This is a genomic window from Aquincola tertiaricarbonis, assembly GCF_000969605.1.
Classification (GTDB): Bacteria; Pseudomonadota; Gammaproteobacteria; order Burkholderiales; family Burkholderiaceae_C; genus Aquincola; species Aquincola tertiaricarbonis.
In genome coordinates this window covers 92485-115109 of record NZ_JZUE01000020.1, presented here as the reverse complement: position 1 = coordinate 115109, position 22625 = coordinate 92485, and the positions used below count along the sequence as shown (strand labels likewise).

General features: G+C 70.8%; 20 protein-coding genes. 11 read left to right on the top strand and 9 right to left on the bottom strand.

Annotation, left to right across the window (positions count from 1 at the left end):
* Positions 1-179 precede the first annotated feature (179 nt).
* Together VO99_RS20675 and VO99_RS20670 are read right to left on the bottom strand one after the other, a co-directional pair.
* Positions 180-1406 (bottom strand): cyclic di-GMP phosphodiesterase, encoded by a 1227-nt coding sequence (locus tag VO99_RS20675; RefSeq protein WP_046114807.1) that lies wholly within the window; start codon positions 1404-1406, stop codon positions 180-182.
* 87 nt (positions 1407-1493) lie between these two features.
* Positions 1494-2585, bottom strand: a complete 1092-nt coding sequence (locus tag VO99_RS20670) for a protein kinase family protein (RefSeq protein WP_046114806.1) — start codon at positions 2583-2585, stop codon at positions 1494-1496.
* 48 nt (positions 2586-2633) lie between these two features.
* Between VO99_RS20670 and VO99_RS20665 the strand changes: the two genes are divergently transcribed.
* A complete protein-coding gene (locus tag VO99_RS20665; protein WP_046114805.1) occupies positions 2634-3284 on the top strand; it encodes a LysE family translocator in 651 nt (216 codons plus the stop codon).
* Here the strand turns inward: VO99_RS20665 and VO99_RS20660 are convergent.
* Together VO99_RS20660 and VO99_RS20655 are read right to left on the bottom strand one after the other, a co-directional pair.
* Positions 3220-4704 (bottom strand): FAD-binding oxidoreductase, encoded by a 1485-nt coding sequence (locus VO99_RS20660; protein ID WP_083440788.1) that lies wholly within the window; start codon positions 4702-4704, stop codon positions 3220-3222. The two genes, VO99_RS20665 and VO99_RS20660, sit on opposite strands and share 65 nt — an antisense overlap.
* Entirely contained in the window at positions 4704-5114 is a 411-nt protein-coding gene (locus VO99_RS20655) for a DUF2069 domain-containing protein (protein WP_046114804.1), read from the bottom strand. Before VO99_RS20655 ends, VO99_RS20660 begins: the two co-directional genes overlap by 1 nt.
* A 19-nt stretch (positions 5115-5133) precedes the next feature.
* On the opposite strand from VO99_RS20655, the gene VO99_RS20650 reads away from it, so the two are divergent.
* Positions 5134-6363, top strand: coding sequence for a YihY family inner membrane protein (locus VO99_RS20650; RefSeq protein ID WP_046114803.1), 1230 nt, complete (start codon positions 5134-5136; stop codon positions 6361-6363).
* Between the two features lie 4 nt (positions 6364-6367).
* On the opposite strand, the gene VO99_RS20645 is transcribed toward VO99_RS20650, so the two are convergent.
* From VO99_RS20645 to VO99_RS20635, 3 genes are read right to left on the bottom strand one after another with little or no spacing between them, the layout of a single operon-like run.
* Positions 6368-6556 (bottom strand): hypothetical protein, encoded by a 189-nt coding sequence (locus VO99_RS20645; protein ID WP_046114802.1) that lies wholly within the window; start codon positions 6554-6556, stop codon positions 6368-6370.
* Positions 6553-7401, bottom strand: a complete 849-nt coding sequence (locus tag VO99_RS20640) for an alpha/beta fold hydrolase (protein ID WP_046114801.1) — start codon at positions 7399-7401, stop codon at positions 6553-6555. The genes VO99_RS20645 and VO99_RS20640 overlap by 4 nt, the downstream gene beginning before the upstream one ends.
* Positions 7398-8696, bottom strand: coding sequence for an O-acetylhomoserine aminocarboxypropyltransferase (locus VO99_RS20635; protein ID WP_046114800.1), 1299 nt, complete (start codon positions 8694-8696; stop codon positions 7398-7400). The genes VO99_RS20640 and VO99_RS20635 overlap by 4 nt, the downstream gene beginning before the upstream one ends.
* 110 nt (positions 8697-8806) lie before the next feature.
* Here VO99_RS20635 and VO99_RS20630 point away from each other — a divergent pair, with 110 nt between their 5' ends.
* From VO99_RS20630 to VO99_RS20610, 5 genes are all read left to right on the top strand, one after another.
* The gene (locus VO99_RS20630; protein ID WP_046114799.1) at positions 8807-9286 is read left to right on the top strand and encodes a CBS domain-containing protein; all 480 of its coding nucleotides are present in this window, start codon (positions 8807-8809) and stop codon (positions 9284-9286) included.
* Positions 9287-9373: 87 nt separating this feature from the next.
* A complete protein-coding gene (aroC, locus tag VO99_RS20625) occupies positions 9374-10483 on the top strand; it encodes a chorismate synthase (RefSeq protein WP_046114798.1) in 1110 nt (369 codons plus the stop codon).
* Between the two features lie 67 nt (positions 10484-10550).
* Positions 10551-11831, top strand: coding sequence for a cyclic di-GMP phosphodiesterase (locus VO99_RS20620; RefSeq protein WP_046114797.1), 1281 nt, complete (start codon positions 10551-10553; stop codon positions 11829-11831).
* A gap of 166 nt (positions 11832-11997) precedes the next feature.
* The gene (locus VO99_RS20615; RefSeq protein ID WP_046114796.1) at positions 11998-13170 is read left to right on the top strand and encodes an efflux RND transporter periplasmic adaptor subunit; all 1173 of its coding nucleotides are present in this window, start codon (positions 11998-12000) and stop codon (positions 13168-13170) included.
* 10 nt (positions 13171-13180) lie between these two features.
* Positions 13181-16324 carry an efflux RND transporter permease subunit gene (locus tag VO99_RS20610; protein WP_046114795.1) on the top strand — a complete coding sequence of 1048 codons (3144 nt, stop codon included), beginning with the start codon at positions 13181-13183 and terminating at the stop codon, positions 16322-16324.
* 10 nt (positions 16325-16334) lie between these two features.
* Here VO99_RS20610 and VO99_RS20605 read toward each other — a convergent pair whose 3' ends face one another.
* On the bottom strand, positions 16335-18509 hold the full coding sequence (locus VO99_RS20605; RefSeq protein ID WP_046114794.1) for a hypothetical protein: 2175 nt from the start codon (positions 18507-18509) through the stop codon (positions 16335-16337).
* 254 nt (positions 18510-18763) lie between these two features.
* On the opposite strand from VO99_RS20605, the gene VO99_RS20600 reads away from it, so the two are divergent.
* Positions 18764-19060, top strand: coding sequence for a polyhydroxyalkanoic acid system family protein (locus tag VO99_RS20600; RefSeq protein WP_046114793.1), 297 nt, complete (start codon positions 18764-18766; stop codon positions 19058-19060).
* Positions 19061-19075: 15 nt separating this feature from the next.
* Here the strand turns inward: VO99_RS20600 and VO99_RS20595 are convergent, their stop codons facing one another.
* The gene (locus VO99_RS20595; RefSeq protein ID WP_046114792.1) at positions 19076-19732 is read right to left on the bottom strand and encodes a TetR/AcrR family transcriptional regulator; all 657 of its coding nucleotides are present in this window, start codon (positions 19730-19732) and stop codon (positions 19076-19078) included.
* Positions 19733-19879: 147 nt separating this feature from the next.
* On the opposite strand from VO99_RS20595, the gene VO99_RS20590 reads away from it, so the two are divergent.
* The 3 genes from VO99_RS20590 (at position 19880) to VO99_RS20580 (ending at position 22550) form a co-directional block, all read left to right on the top strand.
* On the top strand, positions 19880-20401 hold the full coding sequence (locus VO99_RS20590; protein ID WP_046114791.1) for a fasciclin domain-containing protein: 522 nt from the start codon (positions 19880-19882) through the stop codon (positions 20399-20401).
* Positions 20402-20463: 62 nt separating this feature from the next.
* Positions 20464-20919 (top strand): fasciclin domain-containing protein, encoded by a 456-nt coding sequence (locus VO99_RS20585; protein ID WP_046114790.1) that lies wholly within the window; start codon positions 20464-20466, stop codon positions 20917-20919.
* A 158-nt stretch (positions 20920-21077) separates the two neighbouring features.
* Complete coding sequence (locus VO99_RS20580) at positions 21078-22550, top strand: aminotransferase-like domain-containing protein (RefSeq protein WP_046114789.1); 1473 nt, start codon at positions 21078-21080, stop codon at positions 22548-22550.
* Positions 22551-22625: the final 75 nt, after the last annotated feature.

Genomic DNA, 22625 nt, shown 5'->3' with positions numbered 1-22625 from the left:
CGGAATTGGTGTGCAGGCTCAGCATGGGGGTGCTCCGTGGATCGGGTGGAAGCGTGTCTGGATGCGGGGCATGACGTCGCCCTCGATGTAACAGGACGACCGTCCGGCGCCGCGGCTTAAGCGCACGCTCCACGGCCCGGCCGGTGCGTGACAAACCGCACGGCCATCGCTTCAATCCGCTATTTCAGCGGCCCCAGCCACAGCCGGTCCAGGTCCTTGAAACGCCAGGCCTCGGGCGACTCGATGCCGGTGATCTTGTCGTCGGCCTTGGCGTCGGCCAGGTCCAGCTCGAAGGGCTCCAGCGCATGCCGCTCGGCCACCGAATAGAACACCGCCACCTTGGGCGCCAGCAGCGAGGCCAGGCCCTGGCTGCGCACCACGGCCAGCCGCTCCGAGCGCAGCCGCACCAGCGAGCCGTTGGGATACACGCCCACCGACTTGACGAAGGAATGGAACACGCGGGTGTCGAACTGGCCCTTGGTGCGGGCCAGGTGGCTCATGGCCTCGGCCGGATCCCACGGCGCGTGGTAGGGCCGCCGGGAGGTGACGGCGTCGTACACGTCGCACACCGCGGCCATGCGCGACAGCAGGCTGATGCGGTCGCCGGCCAGCTTGTCGGGGTAGCCGGCGCCGTCCACCCGTTCATGGTGGTGCAGCGCCACGTCGATCACCGCCTCGCTGAAGCCGCCGGCCTCCAGCAGCAGCTGCTGGCCATGGCGCACATGGGCCTGGAACTGCGCCTGTTCGGCATCGGTGAGGCGGCCGGGCTTGTCATGCAGCTCGGGCGGCATGCGGGTCTTGCCGATGTCCAGCATCAGGCCGGCCAGGCCGGCCTCGCGGGTCTGCTCGGGCGTCAGGCCCATGGTGCGGGCCAGCGACACCATCAGCGCGCACACCGCCACCGCATGCATGTAGGCATAGCCGTTGGCCGTCTTCAAGCGGGCCAGGCTGGTGAGCGTGGTGGGGTTCTGCGCCACCGAGTCGATCACCTCCTGCACCACCGGCACGCAGTGCTCGGCGTCGATGGCGTTGCCCATGCGGGCTTCGTGGAACAAGGTGTTGACGACGACCAGCGAGCGGTCGCACAGCGCGGCGGCCTGGCGATAGTCGGGCGAGGCCACCGGCGGCAGCACGGTGTGCGGCGGCTCGGGTGCGGCGCCGGGTTCGGCCGGTGGCGCGACCATCGGCGGTGCGGGCGCCGGGGCGGCCGCCACCGCCGGCACGTCCAGCCCGCGGGCGGTGTCGATCACCAGGTCGGGCACGCCGCTCTCGACCACCTTGGCCAGGGTCTTCTCGTCGGTCAGCAGGAACTTGCTGCGCCAGAACGGATGCGACATCCAGGAGCCGCCGAGCTCCTGGATGAACATGCCGATGCGCAGCTGGTCGGTGGTAATACGTTTGAGCACACGGTATAGCTTGCCTCAAGCGGCGCGGGCCGATCGTGGGAGAAACACCGCTGGCCAGGGCTGCTTTGCCTGATCGGCAGGGTGGCCTCAGCCCGTGGGCAGCTGCCACTGCTGCGCCTGCGCGCGCAGGCCGCGGTAGCGCTGCAGCAGCGCGGCGTCGTCCAGCGCCTCGTCGCCGAAGAAGAGGCCGCCTGCCTCGCGCAGCAGCGGCACATGCTGCTGCAGCAGGGCGATCACCGCATCCGCCTTGTGCAGCGTGGCCGGCGTGCAGGAGCGGCCGTGCAGGTCGTCCAGCAGGTCGATGACGAAGGAGCGGAACGATTCCAGCAGGTACAGCCGCTGCAGCGCCGCGCTGCCGGCCAGCGCCTGCTCCCAGCGCTGCGCCAGGGCCTGGTGCCACTGCAGCACCGGGGCGCTGGCACCGGCCTGCTCCAGCCGCTGCAGCTTGTGCCGGGCGTACTGCAGCGCGCAGGCCTTCTCCTCGCGGTAGGCGGCCAGCAGGCCGGCCTCGTCCAGCCCGTCGGGGTTGGTCAGCAGGTGGCCGAATAAGCAGCGCGTCTCGAAGCGCTCCACGCCATGGAACATCGGCGTGGCCAGGCCGTTGTTGTTGAACTGGCGCAGCGGATCGAAGCGGTACATGTAGCCGAAGTCGAACAGCATCAGCTGCGTGCCGTCGTCCAGCAGGTTGCCCGGGCACAGGTCCCATTCGAAGAAGCCGTGCAGCTCCAGCGCGGCCAGGGTGCCGAACAGCTGCCGGTACAGCCGCGGGCCGAAGCGGCGCGGCGGTGCGCCGTCGATCCAGGGCGACAGGATCAGCCCGTCGTGCAGCGAGGCGTACTGGGTGGGCACCACGTGCCGCAGCGCGGGGTCGTGGCGCAGCGCATGCAGCTCGGCCCGGCGCTGCACCTCGTTGAGGAAGGCGGTCTGGCCATCGACATTGCGCACCAGGCTTTCCGGCCGCTGGCGCTTGAGCGCCCACAGCCTGCCGCCGGCCTCCAGCTGGTACACGGTGGCGGTGAGGCCGCCGTGGAACACCTGGCGCACATGCGGGCTGTCGGCGGTGGTTGTGCGCAGCACCGCCAGCGGCAGCGGCAGGTCGTCCTGCCGGCCCACCTCGATCTGCGCACCGCTGGCCAGGAAGGCCAGCTGCGCCTGCTGGCGCAGGGTCTCGGCGCTCACGGCCGGCTCCGGGAGAATGCGCGCAAGCCATCAACGCCGCGCCGTGCCATGTTCGGAATCCAGGATCTGCCGCTGTTCATCATCTCGGGCCTGCTGCTCAACGTCGCACCGGGGCCGGATTCGCTGCTCATCATGTCGCGCAGCGCCCGCCACGGCTGGCGTGCCGGATCTGCCGCGGCGCTGGGCATCGGCGCCGGCACCATGGTGCATGTGCTGGCCGCGGCGCTGGGCCTGTCCACGCTGCTGGCGGCCTCGTCCACCGCCTTCACCGTGGTGAAGATGCTGGGGGCCGCATACCTGGTGTACATCGGGCTGTCGATGCTGCTGCGGCGCGAGCGGCCGTCGCCGCCGCCTGCCGAAGGCATCACCGTCGCGGATGCCGGTGCGGCGCTCACCTGGCGGCGCATCTGGTGCCAGGGCTTCCTGACCAATGTGCTCAACCCGAAGGTGGCGGTGTTCTTCCTCGCCTTCGTGCCGCAGTTCATCGCGCCGGAGGCGCCGAACAAGGCGCTGGCCTTCGTGGTGCTGGGCTGCATCTTCAACTTCAACGCAATGCTGTGGTGCCACTTCCTGGCCGTGTCGTCCGCCTTTGCCAGCCGGCGGGTCAAGACCAGCCGGCGCCTGGTGCGATGGCTCAACCGGCTGATCGGGGCGATGTTCCTGGGCTTCGGCCTGCGGCTGGCGCTGTCGTCGCGCTGACGTCGATCACCCGCCCCGGGTTGAGCAGGCCCTGCGGGTCCAGCGCCTGCTTGATGCTGCGCATCAGCGCCAGCGCCACCGGGCTCTTGCGCTGCACCAGTTCGTCCCGCTTGAGCTGGCCGATGCCGTGCTCGGCCGAGATGCTGCCGCCATGGGCCATCACGCCGTCGTACACGATGTGGTTCACCGCGGATTCGTGGCGGGCCAGGAACTCGGCGGCCGGCATGCCGGGCGGGGCCTGCAGGTTGTAGTGCAGGTTGCCGTCGCCCAGGTGGCCGAAGTTCACCAGCGCGGCCCCGGGAAAGGCCCGGGCCAGCGCCGCGTCGGTGGCCGCGACGAAGACCGGGATGGCCGACACCGGCAGCGCGATGTCGTGCTTGATGTTGGTGCCTTCCGCGGCCTGGGCCAGCGGAATGGATTCACGCAGGTGCCACAGGCCGCGCGACTGCGCCAGACTCTCGGCCACCACCGCATCGAGCACGGTGCCGTCCTCGATGGCGGCTTCCAGCAGGCCTTCGAACAGGCTGCGCGCATGGGCTTCGCTCTCGCCGTCGGACTGCTCCAGCAGCACCGTCCAGGGCGCGTCCGGCAGCGGCTGCGCCAGCTGCGGGAAGTGCCTTGCCACCAGCGCCAGCGACAGCCGGTTCATCACCTCGAAGCCGGTGAGGCCGGCGCCCAGCCGGGCGCGTGCCTGCATCAGCAGCGCCACGCAGGCTTCCAGCGAAGGGCAGGCCGCCAGCGCGGTGAGCGTGGCCACCGGCTGCGGATGCAGCTTCAGCGTGGCGGCGGTGATCACGCCGAGCGTGCCTTCGCTGCCGATGAACAGGTCGCGCAGGTCGTAGCCGGTGTTGTCCTTGCGCAGGCCGGCCAGGCCGTTCCACAGCTCGCCCTGGGCGGTGACCACTTCCAGGCCCAGGCACAGCTCGCGCGCATTGCCGTAGCGCAGCACCTGGGTGCCGCCGGCGTTGGTGGCCAGGTTGCCGCCGATGCTGCAGCTGCCTTCGGCCGCCAGGCTCAGCGGGAACAGCAGGCCCTGGGAGGCGGCCGCTTCCTGCAGTGCCTGCAGCACGCAGCCGGCCTCGGCCGTCATCGTCAGGTTGGCCGCGTCGATGGCTCGGATGCGGTTCATGCGGCCCAGGCTCAGCACCAGCTGGCGGCCGCTGTCGTCGGGCACGCCGCCGCCCACCAGGCCGGTGTTGCCGCCCTGCGGCACCACGCTGGCGCCGTGGCGGGCGGCCAGTCGCAGCACCGTGGCCACCTCTTCCGCCGAGCCCGGCCGGGCCACCGCCAGCGCCCGGCCGGGCCAGCGCTGGCGCCAGTCTTGCTCGTAGGCGGCGGCGTCGGTGCCGGTGAGCACATGGGCCGGCCCCAGCGCGGCGCGCAGGGCCGCGGGCAGCGCATCCAGCGGGGCGACGTCCATCAGCGGGCGGGCAGGTCGGCCGCGGCGGCCTCGGCTTCGGCCGCATGGCCACGCTTGAGGCGCCAGCGCACATGCCAGGCACAGGCGGTGAACAGCACCACGCACAGCAGCACCTGCAGCGCCGCCAGCCCGGCGCCCACGCCGCGCTCCGACGTGGCGCGCACCACGCCTTCGGTGAAGTACAGCCATACCAGCAGGCTCACCCAGCGGTAAGTGCGCATGCGGTACTTGAGGAAGCCGGCCAGCGGAATGGCCAGCGGCAGCACCTTCAGTGCCCAGGTGCGCTGGCCGGTGGGGGCCAGCCACAGCTCCCAGGCCAGGCCCAGCACGATGAGCGCCAGCAGGCTGGCCACGGCGACGTTGCGTGTGACGGAAGTGGTGCGGTCGGGCAGGGCGGGTGTGTCGGCCATGGGCTGGCATGATAGGCGCATGCCCCCCGTGACCCTCGAGCGCCGACCCTGGCGCCACCGGGCCCTGAGCGCCCTGATGCGGCTGCGCAGCTGGCCCTGGCTCGACACCCTGCGCACCCTGCGCGACCGCTTCCGCGAAGACCGCCTGGGCCTCACCGCCAGCAGCCTCACCTTCACCACGCTGATCGCGCTGGTGCCGCTGGTCACGGTGATGCTGGCGCTGTTCTCGGCGTTCCCGATCTTCTCCAGCTTCCAGGTGTCGCTGGAGCGCTATTTTCTGCAGACGCTGGTGCCCGACAACATCGCCAAGCCGGTGCTCACCGCGGTGACGCAGTTCGCCCGGCAGGCCACCAAGCTGGGCACGCTGGGCCTGGTGGTGCTGCTGCTGACCGCGCTGGCGCTGATGCTCACCATCGACCGCACGCTCAACACCATCTGGCGGGTGCGCCGGCCGCGGCCGATCGCGCAGCGGGTGCTGGTGTACTGGGCGGCCATCACCCTGGGGCCGCTGGTGCTGGGCGTCAGCCTGTCCATGACCAGCTATGCGATCTCCGCCAGCCGCGGCCTGGTGGGCGCCATGCCGGACACGGTGAACTTCCTGCTCAACCTGCTGGAGTTCTCGCTGCAGGCGGCGGCCGTCACCGGCCTGTTCCACTACGTGCCCAACACCGACGTGCGCTGGCGCCATGCGCTGGCGGGCGGGCTGTTCTGCGCGGTGGGCTTCGAGGTGGCCAAGAAGGTGCTGGGCTGGTACGTGGGCCTGGTGCCCACCTATTCCACGGTGTACGGCGCCTTCGCCACGCTGCCCATCCTGCTGCTGTGGATGTACATCGGCTGGGTGATCGTGCTGCTGGGCGCGGTGATCGCGGCCTATGCGCCCAGCCTGTCGATGCGCATCGTGCGCCGGGTGGCGGTGCCGGGGCACCAGTTCTCGCTGGCCATCGGCGCCCTGCGGCTGCTGAGCGAGGCCCACGGCGGCCGCCGCCACGGCCTGACGCTGCGCCAGCTGGCCGAGGCGCTGAGCACCGACCAGCTGCTGGTGGAATCGGTGATCGACGCGCTGGTGGATCTCGACTGGGTGGGCCGCCTGGAAGAGGAGGGTGGCCAGCGCCATGTGCTGCTGGTCGACCCGCAGCGCACGCCGCTGCAGCCGCTGCTGGACGAACTGCTGCTGGTGCCCGACCCGGCGACGCGGGCGTTCAGGCAGAAGGTGGGGGTGGAGGCGTTGCGGCTGGAAGAGGTGCTGTAGGGGGTCAGCCGGCGGGCGGGCGGGGAGGTACGGGCGCAGCAGGCTGCCCGGCACGCTGTTCGGCCCGCCGCAGTTGCAGCTGCCTGATCGCTTCGTCGGCGTCCACGGTACGGCCGGCGGCAACGTCGGCCAGGCCGCGCCGGGCGTCTTCCAGCAGCATCAGCTGCGTGCGCTGGTCGTGTCGGCGGCTCATCGTGCGCTCCCCGCGCTCGCCGGCACCGTCTGCAACGCCCCTCTCAACGCCCCCAGCAGCGCCTCCGGCGCCTCCTGCATCACCGCATGCCCGGCCGCGGGCAGCGTCACCACCCGGGCCTTCAACGCGCCGGCCAGGTCGCGAGTGGCCTTGGGCGGGGTCATCTGGTCGCGCCCGCCCAGCACCAGCGTGGCCGGGCAGGTGACGGCGGCGGCGGCCTGCAGCCCATTGGCGTAGGCATCGCACAGCGTGAAGTCGTGGTGGAACAGGTTGCTGCCTGCCGGCACGCTGGCCTCGCCGAGCGCCAGCAGCCGGCGCATCAGTGCACGGCCGCCGCCGTGCTGCCAGCTGCCGGGGCCAGGGTACGACGGCTTGGCGGCGATCGTGCTGTGCGAGAAGGTGTTCACCATGTCGATGGCGGCCAGTGGCTGGGCCAGCGCGGTGGCCAGCAGCGCATCCGAGACCTTCATCGGGTAGGCGGTGCCCACCATCACCAGCCCGGTGGCGCGTTGCGGCGCGCGGGCCGCGGCTTCCAGCGCGATCAGCGAACCCATGCTGTGGCCCACCAGCGTGGCCTGCTGCACGTCGGCTGCGTCCAGCAGCGCCCAGAGCCAGTCGGCCAGCGCCTCCACGCTGGGCAACACCGGGCCGGCGCTGCGGCCATGGCCGGGCTGGTCCACCGCCAGCACGCCGAAGCCGTGGTGCGCGAACCAGCGTGCGGCCAGCGTCCACACGCTGTGGTCGTTGAGTGCGCCGTGCACCATCACCACGCAGGGCAGCGTGGGGTCGAAGGGCTTGCCGCCGGTGTAGGCGTAGGCCGCCTGGCCGTTCACCAGGATCTTCATTGCGCCTTCTCCGCGGCCTTCAGCGCCCGCCTGAGGTCGTCCAGCAGGTCGTTTGGGTCTTCCAGGCCCACCGACAGCCGGATGGTGCCGGGGCCGATGCCGGCCTGCGCCAGCGCGGCGTCGTCCATGCGGAAGTGGGTGGTGGAGGCCGGGTGGATCACCAGCGAGCGGCAATCGCCCACGTTGGCCAGGTGGCTGAAGAGCTTCAGCGCCTCGATGAAGGCCTGGCCCTGCTTGCGGCTGCCCTTCAGGTCGAAGCTGAACACCGCGCCGCAGCCACGCGGCAGCAGGCGCCGGGCCAGTGCATGGTCGGGGTGGCCGGGCAGCTCGGGGTAGGCCACGCCGGCCACCATCGGATGCGCCGCCAGGAACTCGACGATGCGCCGGGTGTTGTCCACATGGCGCGCCATGCGCAGCGGCAGCGTCTCGATGCCTTGCAGGATCAACCAGGCGGTGTGCGGGCTCATGCAGGCGCCGAAGTCGCGCAGGCCCTCGCGCCGCGCGCGCAGCAGGAAGGCGCCCACCGTGCTCTCCTCGGTGAAGGTCATGCCGTGGAAGCCGGCATAGGGCTGGCTCAGCTCGGGGAAGCGGCCGGAGGCATCCCAGTCGAACTGGCCGCTGTCCACCAGCACGCCGCCCACCACGGTGCCGTGGCCGCACAGGAACTTGGTGGCCGAGTGGTACACCAGGTCCGCGCCATGGTCGAAGGGCTTCATCAGCCAGGGCGTGGTGAAGGTGCTGTCCACCAGCAGCGGCAGACCGGCGTCATGCGCCACCGCGGCCACGGCCGGGATGTCCAGCACGTCCAGCCCCGGGTTGCCCAGGGTCTCGCCGAACAGCAGCCGCGTCTCGGGCCGGATGGCGGCGCGCCAGGCGTCCACGTCGCGCGGGTTCACGAAGGTGGTGGTGATGCCGAAGCGCGCCAGCGTGTAGTGCAGCAGGTTGTGCGATCCGCCGTACAGCGCGCTGCTGGCCACGACGTGCGAGCCGGCGCCGGCGATGGTGCAGATGGCCAGGTGCAGCGCCGCCTGCCCGCTGGCGGTGGCGATGGCGCCGACGCCGCCTTCCAGCGCCGCCATGCGTTCCTCGAACACCGCGGTGGTCGGGTTGCTGATGCGGCTGTACACATGGCCCGGCCGCTCCATGTTGAACAGCGAGGCGGCGTGCTCGCTGCTCTCGAACACGAAGCTGGTGCTCAGGTGGATGGGCAGCGCGCGGGCGCCGGTGGCCGGGTCGGGCGCGGCGCCGGCATGCAGCGCCAGGGTGTCGAAACCGGGGTCGGACGGGCCGGGCATGCAGTCTCCTTGTCGTGTTGTCGTGCCCCGGCGTCAGCGGTGAAACTGCCGGGCGCCATGCGAAAGATTGTGTGCTATGTTGGCGCCGAACCCTGTCCCGGAGCACTGCCATGAAAGTCAGCGACATCCTGCGTGTCAAAGGAAACACGCTCTACACCGTGACCCCCGACGAACCGCTGGCCACGGCCTTGAAGACCATGGCCGAGCTGGACATCGGCTCCCTGTGCGTGATGAGCCATGGCGAGCTCACCGGCATGCTCACCTTCCGCGAAGTCATCCAGGCCATCGTGCGCAATGGCGGCACCGTGGGCGACCTGCTGGTGCGCAGCACCATGGACGACGAGCCGCTGACCTGCACGCCCGAGACCGAGCTGGACGAGGTGCGCCGCATGATGCTGCAGCGCCATGCGCGCTACATGCCGGTGCTCAACCAGCGCACGCTCATGGGCGTGATCTCGTTCTACGACGTGGCCAAGGCGGTGGTGGACAGCCAGGACTTCGAGAACCGCATGCTCAAGGCCTACATCCGCGACTGGCCGGTGGACCAGGATTCGGCGGTCGAGGCCGCGGGCGTGCAGCCCAAGCTCTGAGTCACGCAGCGGAGTCCACGCACAATCCGGGGCCCGGCGCCGTGCAGGTGCCGGGCCTTATTCATTCCTAGCTGACTGGTTCTTGCAATGCCCGGCTCCACCTTCGGCGAACTGTTTCGCGTCACCAACTTCGGCGAAAGCCACGGCCCGGCCATCGGCTGCGTGATCGACGGCTGCCCGCCCGGGCTGGCGCTGTCGGAGGCCGACATCCAGCCGCAGCTGGACCGCCGCCGCCCCGGCACCAGCCGCCACGTCACCCAGCGCAACGAGCCAGATGCGGTGGAGATCCTGTCCGGCGTGTACGAAGGCCGCACCACCGGCACGCCGATCTGCCTGCTGATCCGCAACACCGACCAGCGCAGCAAGGACTACGGGAACATCCTCGACACCTTCCGCCCCGGCCATGCCGACTACACCTACTGGCGCAAGTACGGCCTGCGCGATCCGCGCGGCGGCGGCCGTTCCTCGGCCCGCCTCACCGCGCCCACGGTGGCCGCGGCGGCGGTGGCGCGCAAGTGGCTGCTGGAGCGTCACGGCACCACCTTCACCGGCTGGATGAGCCAGCTGGGCGAGCTGCCGGTGGCCTTCGAGGATGCGGCGCACATCCCCAACAACCCGTTTTTCGCCGCCAACGTGAGCCAGATCGCCGAGATGGAGGCCTACATGGATGCGCTGCGCAAGGAGGGCGACTCCTGCGGCGCGCGCATCGAGGTGGTGGCGCACCAGGTGCCGGTGGGCCTGGGCGAGCCGCTGTACGACAAGCTGGACGCCGACATCGCCTACGCGATGATGGGCATCAATGCCGTCAAGGGCGTGGAGATCGGTGATGGCTTCGGCGTGGTGGCGCAGCGCGGCAGCCTGCATGGCGACGAGCTGAGCGCCGAGGGCTTCCGCGCCAACCGCGCCGGGGGCGTGCTCGGCGGCATCTCCACCGGGCAGGACCTGCGGGTGTCCATCGCCATCAAGCCCACCAGCTCCATCCGCACGCCCAAGGCGTCGATCGACCGCGCGCTGCAGCCCACCACGGTGGAAACCTTCGGCCGGCACGATCCCTGCGTCGGCATCCGCGCCACGCCCATCGCCGAGGCGATGCTGGCGCTGGTGCTGATGGATCATGCGCTGCGCCACCGGGCGCAGAACGCCGACGTGGTGCTGCCGGTGCCTGCCATCCCCGGCCAGGTGGGTGAAACCCTCTAAGAATCCCCTTTTGCATGGCGGGGTTCTTGCCGAAATGATGGCTAACGCTTGAAACGGCAGTTCCCCGATGTTGAAAAAGATTCAGGTGGCGGACCTTCGCCTGGGCATGCACCTGCATGCCTTCGAGAGTTCCTGGGTTCGGCATCCCTTCTGGAAGTCGCGCTTCGTGCTCACCGACGTGGCCGACCTGCGGGCCGCGCTGGACAGCGGCATCGCGGAATGCTGGATCGACACCAGCCAGGGGCTGGACGTGGCCGATGGCCGGCCGTCGCTGCCGGTACCGGCGCGGGCGTCGGCCCCCGCGGCGCATGGCGCCGATGCCTCCGCCGCCACGGCCGCGGTGACGCCGCCCGCGGCGCCGCCGGCCGCATCGCCGATGCCGCCACCCCCGTCGGCCAGCCTGCAGGAGGAACTGCGCAAGGCCCAGCAGCTGTGCCGGCGCAGCAAGCAGGCGGTGCAGTCCATGTTCAACGAGGCGCGGCTGGGCCGTGCGCTGGATGCGCAGCAGTGCCTGCCGCTGGTGGAGGAAATCTCCGAGTCCGTCTTCCGCAACCCCGGCGCGCTGGTGAGCCTGGCGCGGTTGAAGACACGCGATGAGTACAGCTACATGCATTCGGTGGCCGTGTGCGCGCTGATGGTGGCGCTGGGACGCGAACTGGGCCTGGACACCGCCGCCTGCCGCGAAGCCGGCCTGGCCGGGCTGCTGCACGACATGGGCAAGGCCAGCATGCCGCTGGACATCCTCAACAAGCCCGGCAAGCTCACCGAGGAGGAGTTCGCGGTGATGCGCACCCATCCGGAGCGTGGCCACGAGATGCTGCTGGGCGGCAGCGCGCCCGATTCGGTGCTGGACGTGTGCCTGCACCACCATGAGCGCATCGACGGCACCGGCTATCCGCACCGGCTGCCCGGCGAGCGCATCAGCGCGGTGGCCCGCATGGGCGCCATCTGCGACGTGTACGACGCCATCACCTCCAACCGGCCCTACAAGCCGGGCTGGGATCCGGCCGAGAGCATCGCCCGCATGATGTCCTGGAAGGGGCACTTCGACGAGGCGATGCTCGGCGCCTTCGTCAAGAGCCTGGGCATCTACCCCGTCGGCTCGCTGGTGCGGCTGGAGTCGGGCAAGCTGGCGGTGGTGGTGGAGCAGAACCCCGGCACGTTGGTGGCGCCGGTGGTCAAGGCGTTCTATTCCACCCGCTCCAACATGCCGATCAGCGTGGCGCGCATCGACTTGTCGCAGGCCGGCGCGCGGGAGCGCATCGTCGGCCGCGAATCGCCCGCGCAGTGGAACTTCCCGCACCTGGCCGAGCTGTGGGCCGGGGACGCGGCGCCCGCCCGCCGCTGAGCGGCCCGCCGCGGCCGGCCGCCGAGCCGGCCTGCAGTCCGTCGCATCCATCCGCACTCCGTCGCATGGCCACTTGCAGGCCGTGCGGCGCCTTCTACACTGCCCCGCGAATTGCAATGCGCCACGAGCTGCATTGCCACACAACACGAGAAGCGAGGAGCGTGGAATGCGCAAGCAGGCGCCCAGATCCAAGGCCAAGGCAGCGGCCGTGGTGGTGCTGTTGCTGCTGGTGGGAGGCGGCCTGGCCGGCGCCATGTGGACCCAGCGGGCCAAGCCGGAAGCGGCCAAGCCGGAGGTGACGCTGGAGTTCTCGCCGCGCGAGGTGGTGCACCCGCAGTCCACGGCTTTGCCGCTGGTGCTGCAGTTCTCCGGCCCGCTGGTGGCGCCGCAGACGGCCGTGGTGCGCGCCAAGGCCGCCGGCACGCTGCTGTCGCTGTCGGTGGACGAAGGCAGCCGCGTGCGGGCCGGCCAGCTGCTGGGCCGCATCGACCTGGCGGAGCTGGACAGCCGCGTCAACGAGCGCCATGCGATGCTGGAATCGGCGCGGGCGCAATGGGCGCAGGCCGAGCGCAATTACCAGAGCAACCTGAGATTGGCCGACCAGCAATTCATTTCCGCCAATGCGCTGGACACCTCGCGCGCGCAACTCGACACCGCCCGTGCCCAGCTGCAGGCGGCGCAGGCGCAGGTGGACAGCCTGCGGGTCACCCAGCGCGATGCGGCCCTGGTGGCGCCGATCGCCGGCGTGGTGGCGCGCCGCCATGTGGTGCCCGGCGAGAAGCTGGCCGCGGAGCAGCAGGTGCTCACGCTGGTGGACCTGGCACGGCTGGAGCTGGCCGGCAGCGTGGGCACGCACGAGGTCTCGCTGCTGGCGCCGGGCCAGCCGGTGCAGGTGAACGTGGAAGGCGTGGCCACGCCGGTGGCCGCCACCCTGGCGCGCATCGCGCCCGCGGCCGAGCCCGGCAGCCGCGCCATCGGCGTGACGGTGGTGCTGGACAACCCGAAGGAAACCTTCCGCGCCGGGCAGTACGCCGTGGCCCGCGTGGTGCTGCCGGATGCGCAGCAGCGGCTCACGCTGCCAGCCAGTGCCATCGGCAGCCAGTCGGGGCAGGAGCATGTGTGGCTGATCGAAGGCGGCGTGCTGGCGCGGCGGGCGGTGATCACCGGCCGGCGCGACGAGGCCGGCGGCCGGGTGGAGGTGCTGCAGGGCGTGGCCCCCGATGCCCGCGTGCTGGCCGCACGCTTCGACAACCTGCGCGAGGGCACCCGCGCGCTGCTGCTGCCGGGCAAGGCAGGCTCCGTGGCCGCCAGCGGCGCCTCGGCACCGCTGGTGAAGTGAGGAGCGCGCCATGTGGATGACCCGCGTCGCGATCAACAACCCGGTGTTCGCCACCATGGTGATGGCCGCGCTGTGCGTGCTGGGCCTGTTCGCCTACCTGCGGCTGGGCGTGGAGCAGCTGCCCGACGTGGCGCCGCCGATGGCCTATGTCGACGTGCGCTATCCCGGCGCCTCGGCCGAGGCGGTGGAGCGCGAGGTCACCAAGCTGGTCGAGGAATCGGTCAACGCGGTGGCCGGCATCAAGCGCATCACCTCGCGCAGCTTCGAAGGCCGCAGCCAGACGCAGGTGGAGTTCAACCTGAACGCCGACATGTCGCGTGGCCTGCAGGACGTGCGCGACCGCGTGGCCGCGGTGCAGTCGCTGATGCCGCGCGATGCCAAGCCGCCGACGGTGCTGCGGGTGGACAACGAGAACAGCCAGCCGGTGGTGGTGGCCGCGCTGCTGTCCACCGGCCGCAGCGCGCGCGAGCTGTCCATCTACGCCGACCAGACCGCCAGCAAGCGCCTGGTGCGCGTGGGCGGCGTGGCGCGGGTGGACGTGGCCGGCCTGACCAAGCGCGAACTGCGCATCGACCTGGACCCGGCGCGGCTGCGGGCCTACCAGATCACGCCGGCACAGATCGCCACGCAGCTGGCCGCGGCCAACCGCGACGAGGCGGTGGGCATCCTCAGCAACCCGGTGCAGGACGCGATGCTGCGGGTGGAAGGCATGGTGCGCGATCCCAAGCGCTTCGCCGACACGGTGGTGGGCCTGCGCAACGGCCTGCCGCTGCGGCTGGGCGACCTGGGCACCCTGGTGGAGCGCGAGCAGGAGCCCACCACCCTGGCCCGCGTCAACGGCCAGAGCGCGGTCACCTTCAACATCTTCAAGCAGCAGGACGCCAACATCGTGGCCACCGGCGACGAGATCAAGGCCGCGCTGGACGAGCTGCGCGCCACGCTGCCCGCCGGCATGGAGCTGCAGCTCATCTATGCCAACAGCGACTGGGTGAAGAACTCGCTCAAGGGCCTGCAGCGCACGCTGGTGGAAGGCGCGCTGCTCACCGTGGCCATCGTCTTCCTATTCCTGCATTCGTGGCGCAGCACCGTCATCACCGGGCTCACGCTGCCCATCGCGGTGGTCTCCAGCTTCATCGCGGTGCATGCCTTCGGCTTCACGCTGAACTTCATGACGATGATGGCGCTGAGCCTGTGCATCGGCCTGCTGATCGACGATGCGATCGTGGTGCGCGAGAACATCGTGCGGCATGTGGGCCTGGGCAAGGACCATCGCCAGGCGTCGCTGGACGGCACCGCGGAGATCGGCCTGGCGGTGATGGCCACCACCTTCGCCATCTGCGCGGTGTTCGTGCCGGTGGCCTTCATGGGCGGCATCGTCGGCAAGTTCTTCTATCCCTTCGGCATCACGGTGACGGTGGCGGTGCTGGTCAGCCTGTTCGTCAGCTTCACGCTCGACCCCATGCTGTCGTCGGTATGGCACGACCCGCCCAGCGCGCGCCTGAAGCGCCTGCCGGTGGTGGGCCATGCCATCCGCGCCACCGACCGCGGCATGGACCTGCTGCATGCGGTGTACGAGCGGCTTATCCGCTGGGCCTTCAGCGGCCGGCGCTACGGCTGGGGCCGGGCTTCGGTGTCGCCCCGCGGCATCGTGCTGGCCACCGGCGTGCTGAGCTTCGTGGCCGCCCTGGGCCTGGTGCCGCTGGTGGGCACCGAATTCATCCCGCAGACGGACCAGGGCTTCACCCAGCTGTCGGTGCGCATGCCGGTGGGCGCCAGCCTGGCGCGCACCGACGACAAGTTCCGCCAGGTGGAGCAGATCGTGATGGCGATGCCGGAGGTCAAGAGCGTGAGCACCACCGTGGGCGGCGACGGCGAAGGCCTGAACGTCGGCCGCAACGTGGGCACGCTCAACGTCGGCCTGAAGCCCCGGGCCGAGCGCAGCCGCAGCCAGAAGCAGGTGGAGGACGCCATCCGCGCCGAGCTGGCGCGCATCCCGGGCATCGAGATGTCGGTGGGCTTCGAGCGGCCGATCTACGTGGCGCTGCTGGGCACCGACCCCGAAGGCCTGGTGCGGCTGGTCAACGAATTTGCCGACCAGGTGCGCAAGATCCCCGGCATCGTGGATGTGGAGGTGTCCGCCAAGCCCGGGCTGCCGGCCTACGCGGTGCGGCTGAAGCCCGATGCGGTACGTGAGCTGGGCCTGACGGCGCCGCAGATCGCCTCCAGCCTGCGCGCCTATGTCAACGGCGAGGCCGCCACCCACTGGACCACGCCCGACGGCGAGCAGGTGGAGGTGCTGCTGCGCCTGCCCGAGCACCTGCGCGAGCGCGTGGTGCAGATGCGCCAGCTGCCGGTGGCCTTCGCGCCCAACGGCACGCCCATCACGCTGGAAGCGGTGGCCGACATCGTGCCGGTGGTCAACCCGGAAGTGATCCGCCGGCAGAACCTGCAGCGGCGCGAGGCGGTGTTCGCCGGCGTGGAAGGGCGGCCGGGCGGCGACGTGGGCGCCGACGTGCAGAAGCTGGTGCAGGCCACCCGGCTGCCGCCGGGCTACAGCTTCGACGTGGGCGGCGCCACCAAGGACCAGCAGGAGGCCTTCGGCGCCGTGGTGGCCGCGATGGCGCTGGCCGCCATCTTCATCTACATCGTGCTGGCCAGCCAGTTCGGCAGCTTCCTGCAGCCGCTGGCCATCATGGCCTCGCTGCCGCTGGCGCTGATCGGCGTGATGCTGGCGCTGCTGCTGTGGCGCAGCACGCTCAACCTGTTCAGCATGATCGGGCTGGTGATGCTGATGGGCCTGGTGACCAAGAACGCCATCCTGCTGGTGGACTTCGCCAACCATGCGCGGCGCGGCGGCGCCACCGTGGCCGATGCGGTGCTGCAGGCCGGCCTGATCCGCATGCGGCCCATCATCATGACCACCGGCGCCATGGTGTTCGGCATGCTGCCGCTGGCGCTGGCGCTCAACGAAGGCGGCGAGATCCAGGCCCCGATGGGCCGCGCCATCATCGGCGGAGTGATCACCAGCACGCTGCTGACGCTGGTGGTGGTGCCGGTGCTGTACTCGTACCTGGTGCGCGACAAGCGGGCGCCGGCCGCGGCCGCGCCCCAACTGGGCGGCGACCGCGGCCTGGCGCCGGCGGACCGGCATTGAGCCGGGCGGCTCAGGCCGTTCCGCCTTCCGCCTCGGTGCACTCGCAGGCGGGGCAGGGCATGGCCAGTGCAAAGGCCGCGTTGTCAGCCGCGTTGTACTGGGTCAGCGTGCCGTAGCCGTTGGTGGCCATCGCGCTGACCTCCAGCCGCTCGGCGTAGGCCGCGTTGCTGCACGGGCCCAGCAACGCCGAGACCGTCACCGCCTTGCCATAGCTGAAGCTGCCCGTCTGCAGGTAGCCGTTGCTGCCCGGCGCACCGGCCACGCCCGAAGTGCCCGCCACGGCCAGTGCCGGCCCCGGTCCGCGGGTGACGCTGAAGCCGTAGGTGGCAAAGCCGTTGGGGTGCCGCGCCTCGAAGGACAGGCCCGCCGTGTCACTGGGCTGCGCATAGTTGTGGAAGCCGCACACCGGATCGGGCGACACGGTGCCGCCCACCGGCTGGATGTCGGCCGAGCAGCGGTTGTTGTCCACCCGCAGCACCATGCGGAAGCCCATCGTCGCCCCGCCCACCAGCACCCGGTTGTGGGCCGGTGCGGTGGAGCTGGTGACGGTGCCGGTGCCGAAGGGCGCGTCCTGGTCGGTGATGCGCAGGTCGATGCCTTGCGCCGTCCAGTCCACCAGGGCGCCTGCGCTGTCGAACAGCTCCAGCTTCAGTTCGTAGCGGCCGGCGGCCAGGTCGTCGGGCCAGGGCGCCGCGGTGGGTGCGCCGGCCAGCATGTGGCTGTCCAGGTAGGCGGTGGCCAGGTCCACGTTTTCGTCCAGCACCACCCACTCGGTGCCGGCGGGCGGGGCCACAGGACGGATGCGGAACAGGTTGGGCAGCGGCGCGGCATCGGCACCCGCGGTGGGCATCGGCCCCATGCGCTCCGACGGGAAGCTGGTGTCCAGCTTGTAGTGGCGGTAGACGTCGCGCGACATCACCGACCACACGCCCAGCGGCACCGAGGCGGCGTCCACCGTGGCGGCCACGCCGTCGGGCCCGCTGAGCCGGCGGTACGACCAGCGGTAGTACGGAATGCCGCCGCCGATCAGGGCCGAGCGGCTGAAGTCCACGCGCGGCTCCAGCGTGCCGCCGAAGGGCTCGCCTGCGGTGGTCAGGCCTTCACCGGCACCCGTGGCCTGCAGCTCGCGCACCGCCACGCCGCGGCCGATGGACAGCACCACCACCTGGCGGCCGGGCAGGTCGGGTTCCTCCTCGCAGCCCGGCACGCGCGGGTCGGGCACGCGCAGCGTCACCGGCGTGCCGCAGGCGTAGTTCCAGTGCGTGTTGCAGGCCATGCCGGGCCGGTACACCGTCTCGAAGCCGCTGCCGAAGTCGTACTCCACCCAGAAGTACAGGTCGGGGTGGTCGCCGTGGCAGGGGTAGAACAGCGTGGTCTCGAAGCGGCCCTGGTTGTCGGTGGTCAGCACTGCCATCTCGTCGCAGCGCAGCCGCCACCACCAGTGCGGCCACAGGCACAGCCACGGCAGCAGCAGCTGGGCATGGTCGGCGAGCGTGCTGCGCACCATCTGGGCCGAGCGGCTGCGCAGGCTGGCCTGCAGCGCGGCCGGCAGCTCGATGCTGTCCTGCGGCGGCAGCGGCTGCGGATTGAGCGCCTGCGGCATGCCGCTGCGGAACAGCGGGCGCGGGTCGAAGGGCTCGGGACCGGGGACCGGCTGCGGCACCGGCGGGCGGCGCAGCACCTCCAGCAGGTCGTCGCGCAGCTTGAAGATGTCCCGCTCGGGCAACCGGCGGATCCACCATGGCAGCCGGTCCACCTCGCACACATGCACCCGGGCGCCGCAGATGGCGCGATGGTCCGACAGGCGCTCGACGCGGCCGCGCAGCCAGCAGAAGCAGAACGGCCAGTGGTCGATGACGAGGCCGGGAATGTCGATCACGGGCTTCAGCCGCTCGCCGATGAGCAGCACCGGCTCGTAGGCGCCGAGGCGTTCCAGCATGGCGGTCGTGGGCTCGGTCTCGACCAGCCGCTCGTCCACCGGCGTGATGAACAGGCGGCCATGGCCGCCGCCATCGGTGGCGGGCAGTTCGAGCCGGCCGTCCTTGACCTCGACACGCGCGGCCAGCCGGCCACCGCCATCGAACAGCCATGCCATCAGCGGTTGCTGGAAATCGGGGCGTTGGCGGGTGGTGACCTGCAGCACGACCGGCTCGGCACCACGGCCCGGGGGGTGACGCTGTTCCATGAGAGCTCCTTGTCGCACGGGCCCGAACGGACCGGGACGGCCCGCGGCACTGCATGCGTGGAACCAACTTAGGCGGCTGCTGCGGGCACCACCAACGCCCTTCGGGGGCGGGTGCCACCCCTTCGGAGGGAATTCCTCCCTAGCTTGTCGGCATGGCCGGTCCTGTCGACCCGGCGGAACCCCCATCGGCCGAAGCCCTCCAACGCCGGCGGCCGAAGCGGATCGGCCGGCGGCCTCCACCAGACAGGGACACCATGGCGCAGTTGGCAGTACACCGGACTCACACCCTGGGCTTGGCCCAGGCGCGCGAGCGCGCGAAGGAGTGGGTGGCGCAGGCGGAGCGGGACTATGGCCTGCGCTGCGACTACCAGGCGGGCGAGGCGCAGGACCGGGTGCTGTTCCGCCGCAGCGGCGTGTCGGGCGAGCTGCACGTGAGCGCCGACCGCTTCGACCTGCAGGCGCAGCTGGGTTTCCTGCTCAGTGCCTACCAGGGCCGCATCGAGTCGCAGATCGAAGCCAACCTCGACCGTTTGCTCGGCCCCGCTGGTTGAGGCGCCCGCTGCCCGTCAGCGCGCCGCCAGGCCGTTGAAGCAGGTGCCCAGCACCATCTCGGTGATCTGCGCATCGGTGAATTCGCCGGTGCCCTGCAGGAAGCCCAGCACCGGGTCGCAGCCGCGGGCATACAGCGTGTAGAGCACCACGATGGGCGGCAGCCGCTGGTCCAGGCTGCCGTCGGCCTGTGCGGCCTCGATCCAGGCACCGAGCCGGTCGCTCAGTGACATCAGGCCGCCCACGTAGGCCTCGTTGTTCATCAGGGCGCTGCGCAGGCCGGAGTTCTGGCTGGGCAGCGAAGGCATCTCGCCCTGCAGCTGCGCGGTGATGGTCCAGCGGGCGGCGGCCTTCAGCTTGTTCAGCGGCGTGGCCGGCGCGCCTTCGGCGGCCTCGGCATCCAGGGCGTCGACGAAGGCCTGGGCCCGCTCCAGCGTGCGCACCATGGCGGCGGCGGCCAGGTCTTCCTTGCTGGGAAAGTGGCGGTACAGGCTGGCCTTGGCAATGCCCACCTCGGCGGCCACCTCGTCCACCGTCATCGCCTCATAGCCGCGCTCGGCCAGCAGGCGGTTGACCACCTGCACGATGGCGTCCTCCCGTGCCTCATGCATCTGCGCGCGAAAGCTGCGCTTGGCCGGCGCCACGCCGGCTTCCTGTCTGATCTTGCTTGCCATGCCCACCCTTTTACCCCGGCGACATGGTGCTTCAGCCGAACCTCCACGTCAATAACCACACGCTTCGGTCGCAAATGATACTGCACAGTCTACTTGTGGCCTTAATGGTTAGTATCCGGCCTCGCCAGTACACAACCAGGAGCACACATGCAGTTCAGGAGACGTTCCCTGTTGCTCACCGCGGCGCTGGGCGCCGGCAGCACCCTGCTGGCCGCCTGCGGCAACGATGACGATGACGACCACGAGGATCGCAACATCGTGCAGGTGGCGCAAAGCCTGCCCGACTTCAGCATCCTGGTGGAAGCCGTGGTCGCGGCCGACCTGGCCACCACGCTCAGCGGCCCCGGCCCCTTCACCGTGTTTGCGCCCACCAATGCGGCCTTTGCCGCGCTGCTCACCGAGCTGGGCGTGACCAAGGCGGCGCTGCTGGCCGACAAGCCCCTGCTCACCGCCGTGCTCACCTACCACGTGGTCAGCGGCCGCGTGCTGCGCGCGCAGGTGCCGGTGGGCACGCCCATCACCACGGTGCAGGGCGGCAGCTTCACCGTGGGCAGCGACCTGGTGATCACCGACCAGCGCGGCCGCCGAAGCGCCATCACCGCCACCGACGTGATGGCCAGCAACGGCGTCATCCACGTCATCGACAAGGTTCTGCTGCCGGCGGTGTGAGCCGCCGGCCCTTTCCCCCGTTCCATCCCGTCCCGTTCGTCAACCCCGAAGGAAACACCACCATGAAGAAATTGCTGATTGCCACCGCCCTGAGCTTCGGCGCCATGACCGCCATGGCCGCCGACATCGTCGACACCGCCGTGTCCGCCGGCTCGTTCAAGACCCTGGTGGCTGCGGTGCAGGCCGCCGGCCTGGTGGACACGCTGAAGGGCCCGGGCCCGTTCACCGTGTTCGCGCCCACCGACGAGGCCTTCGCCAAGGTGCCCAAGGCACAACTGGATGCGCTGCTGAAGGACAAGGCCGCGCTGACGAAGGTGCTGACCTACCACGTGGTGCCGGGCAAGGTGATGGCCGCCGACGTGAAGGCCGGCAAGGTGAAGACGGTGCAGGGCTCGGAGCTGACCGTCAGCACCACCGGCGGCGTGATGGTGGACAAGGCCAAGGTGGTGAAGACCGACATCGCTGCCAGCAACGGCGTGATCCACGTGATCGACACGGTGGTGATGCCGGCGATGTAAGCCCGGGCTCGGGCGGCCGGCGTGGCCGCCTGGGCATCAGCCGCGGCCCGGGCCACCCGCTGGGGCAAGGCTTGATTGCAACGCGCGATTGAACGTCTAGACTGGTTCAACGCTCCCCTACGCTGCCAGCGGCTGGACTGAGGCGCGGTGCTGCCACCATGCCCACATCCTCCACATCCGCGTCCGTTCCCAGGTACGAGGTGCTGGCCCGGGAGATCGAGCACCAGATCGCGACCGGCGTTCTGCGCCCCGGTGACCGGCTGCCTTCCGTGCGCCAGACCCGCGCAGGCCGGGGGCTCAGCCCCAGCACGGTGTTCCAGGCCTACTACCTGCTCGAATCGCGCGGCCTCGTTCGCGCGGTGCCGCGCTCAGGCTACTTCGTGGCCGCGCGTGCCGATGGCGTGCTGCTCGCCGAGCCGCGCACCACGGAGCCGGACTCCGGCGCCCGGACCGTCGCGGTCAACGACCTGGTGTGCGAGATCCTGGGTTCGGCGCGCGCCCGCGACATCGTGCCGTTCGGCTCCGCCTTTCCCGACCCCAACCTGTTTCCGCTGGACCGGTTGCGCCGCGCGCTGGTCTCAAGCACGCGGCGGCTCGAGCCCTGGAACATGGTCGAGGACCTGCCGCCGGGCAACCTGCGGCTGCGGCGGGAGATCGCCAAGCGCTATCTGCGGCAGGGTCTTCCGATCGCCACCGAGGAGATCGTGCTCACTCACGGCGCGATGGAGGCATTGAACCTGTGCCTGAACGCGGTGACGCGCCCGGGGGATGCGGTGGTGGTGGAGTCGCCCACCTTCTACGTCGCGCTGCAGGCGCTGCAGCGCCTGGGCCTGCGTGCGATCGAGGTGCCGACGCATTGCCGCGAGGGCATCGATCTCGGGCGCCTGGCGCAGGTGATCGAGCTCTACCGGCCCAAGGCCTGCTGGCTGATGACGAACTTCCAGAATCCGCTCGGCAGCCTGATGCCCGAGACGAAGAAGCGCGACCTGGTCGACCTGCTGACCCGCCACGACCTGCCGCTGATCGAGGACGACGTCTATGCCGAGCTGTACGAGGGCAACGTTGCGCCCCTGCCGGCCAAGGCCTACGACCGCCGCGGCCTGGTGCTGCACTGCTCTTCCTTCTCCAAGTGCCTGGCGCCTGGCTACCGGGTCGGCTGGGCCGCGCCCGGCCGGTGGGCGCACGAGGTGCAGCGGCTGAAGCTGATGACGAGCCTCTCCGGGTCGATTCCCGTGCAGGCGGCGGTGGCCGAATACCTGCAGGAAGGCGGCTACGACCGCCACCTGCGCAGCCTGCGCCTGGCGCTGCAGTCGCGTCGCGACAGTCTGTTCGATGCCGTCACCCGGCACTTCCCTGACGGCACGCGGGCGGTGCGGCCGGCGGGCGGCTACTTCCTCTGGGTCGAGCTGTCCGTCGGCGTGGATGCGATGGCGCTGCATCGCGCCGCATTGGCGCAGCACATCAGCCTGGCTCCGGGCCCGATGTTCTCGGCTCGGGCCGATTTCCAGCACCACATCCGGCTGAACGGCGGCCAGCCGTGGGACGCGACGCTCGAGGGCGCCGTTCGCACGCTGGCGCGTCTCGCCGCGGACGCCGTGCGCGCAGAGGCCGCCGGGCAGCCGTCGATCTGATCCGGTCGGCCAGGCCCGCAACTGCTCGGGCCGCCGACGCCGACGGCCGCGCAGACTGCGGCCATGTGCACATCC

Excerpts from the sequence above, each read along its gene's own strand:
- VO99_RS20610 (WP_046114795.1), top strand. The coding sequence starts at position 13,181 with ATGTGGATGACCCGCGTCGCGATCAACAACCCGGTGTTCGCCACCATG.
- VO99_RS20650 (WP_046114803.1), top strand. The coding sequence starts at position 5,134 with ATGCCCCCCGTGACCCTCGAGCGCCGACCCTGGCGCCACCGGGCCCTG.
- aroC (WP_046114798.1), top strand. The coding sequence starts at position 9,374 with ATGCCCGGCTCCACCTTCGGCGAACTGTTTCGCGTCACCAACTTCGGC.
- VO99_RS20655 (WP_046114804.1), bottom strand. The coding sequence starts at position 5,114 with ATGGCCGACACACCCGCCCTGCCCGACCGCACCACTTCCGTCACACGC.
- VO99_RS20635 (WP_046114800.1), bottom strand. The coding sequence starts at position 8,696 with ATGCCCGGCCCGTCCGACCCCGGTTTCGACACCCTGGCGCTGCATGCC.
- VO99_RS20590 (WP_046114791.1), top strand. The coding sequence starts at position 19,880 with ATGCAGTTCAGGAGACGTTCCCTGTTGCTCACCGCGGCGCTGGGCGCC.
- VO99_RS20645 (WP_046114802.1), bottom strand. The coding sequence starts at position 6,556 with ATGAGCCGCCGACACGACCAGCGCACGCAGCTGATGCTGCTGGAAGAC.
- VO99_RS20585 (WP_046114790.1), top strand. The coding sequence starts at position 20,464 with ATGAAGAAATTGCTGATTGCCACCGCCCTGAGCTTCGGCGCCATGACC.
- VO99_RS20620 (WP_046114797.1), top strand. The coding sequence starts at position 10,551 with ATGTTGAAAAAGATTCAGGTGGCGGACCTTCGCCTGGGCATGCACCTG.
- VO99_RS20660 (WP_083440788.1), bottom strand. The coding sequence starts at position 4,704 with ATGGACGTCGCCCCGCTGGATGCGCTGCCCGCGGCCCTGCGCGCCGCG.
- VO99_RS20640 (WP_046114801.1), bottom strand. The coding sequence starts at position 7,401 with ATGAAGATCCTGGTGAACGGCCAGGCGGCCTACGCCTACACCGGCGGC.
- VO99_RS20595 (WP_046114792.1), bottom strand. The coding sequence starts at position 19,732 with ATGGCAAGCAAGATCAGACAGGAAGCCGGCGTGGCGCCGGCCAAGCGC.
- VO99_RS20600 (WP_046114793.1), top strand. The coding sequence starts at position 18,764 with ATGGCGCAGTTGGCAGTACACCGGACTCACACCCTGGGCTTGGCCCAG.
- VO99_RS20630 (WP_046114799.1), top strand. The coding sequence starts at position 8,807 with ATGAAAGTCAGCGACATCCTGCGTGTCAAAGGAAACACGCTCTACACC.
- VO99_RS20605 (WP_046114794.1), bottom strand. The coding sequence starts at position 18,509 with ATGGAACAGCGTCACCCCCCGGGCCGTGGTGCCGAGCCGGTCGTGCTG.
- VO99_RS20580 (WP_046114789.1), top strand. The coding sequence starts at position 21,078 with ATGCCCACATCCTCCACATCCGCGTCCGTTCCCAGGTACGAGGTGCTG.
- VO99_RS20665 (WP_046114805.1), top strand. The coding sequence starts at position 2,634 with ATGTTCGGAATCCAGGATCTGCCGCTGTTCATCATCTCGGGCCTGCTG.
- VO99_RS20615 (WP_046114796.1), top strand. The coding sequence starts at position 11,998 with ATGCGCAAGCAGGCGCCCAGATCCAAGGCCAAGGCAGCGGCCGTGGTG.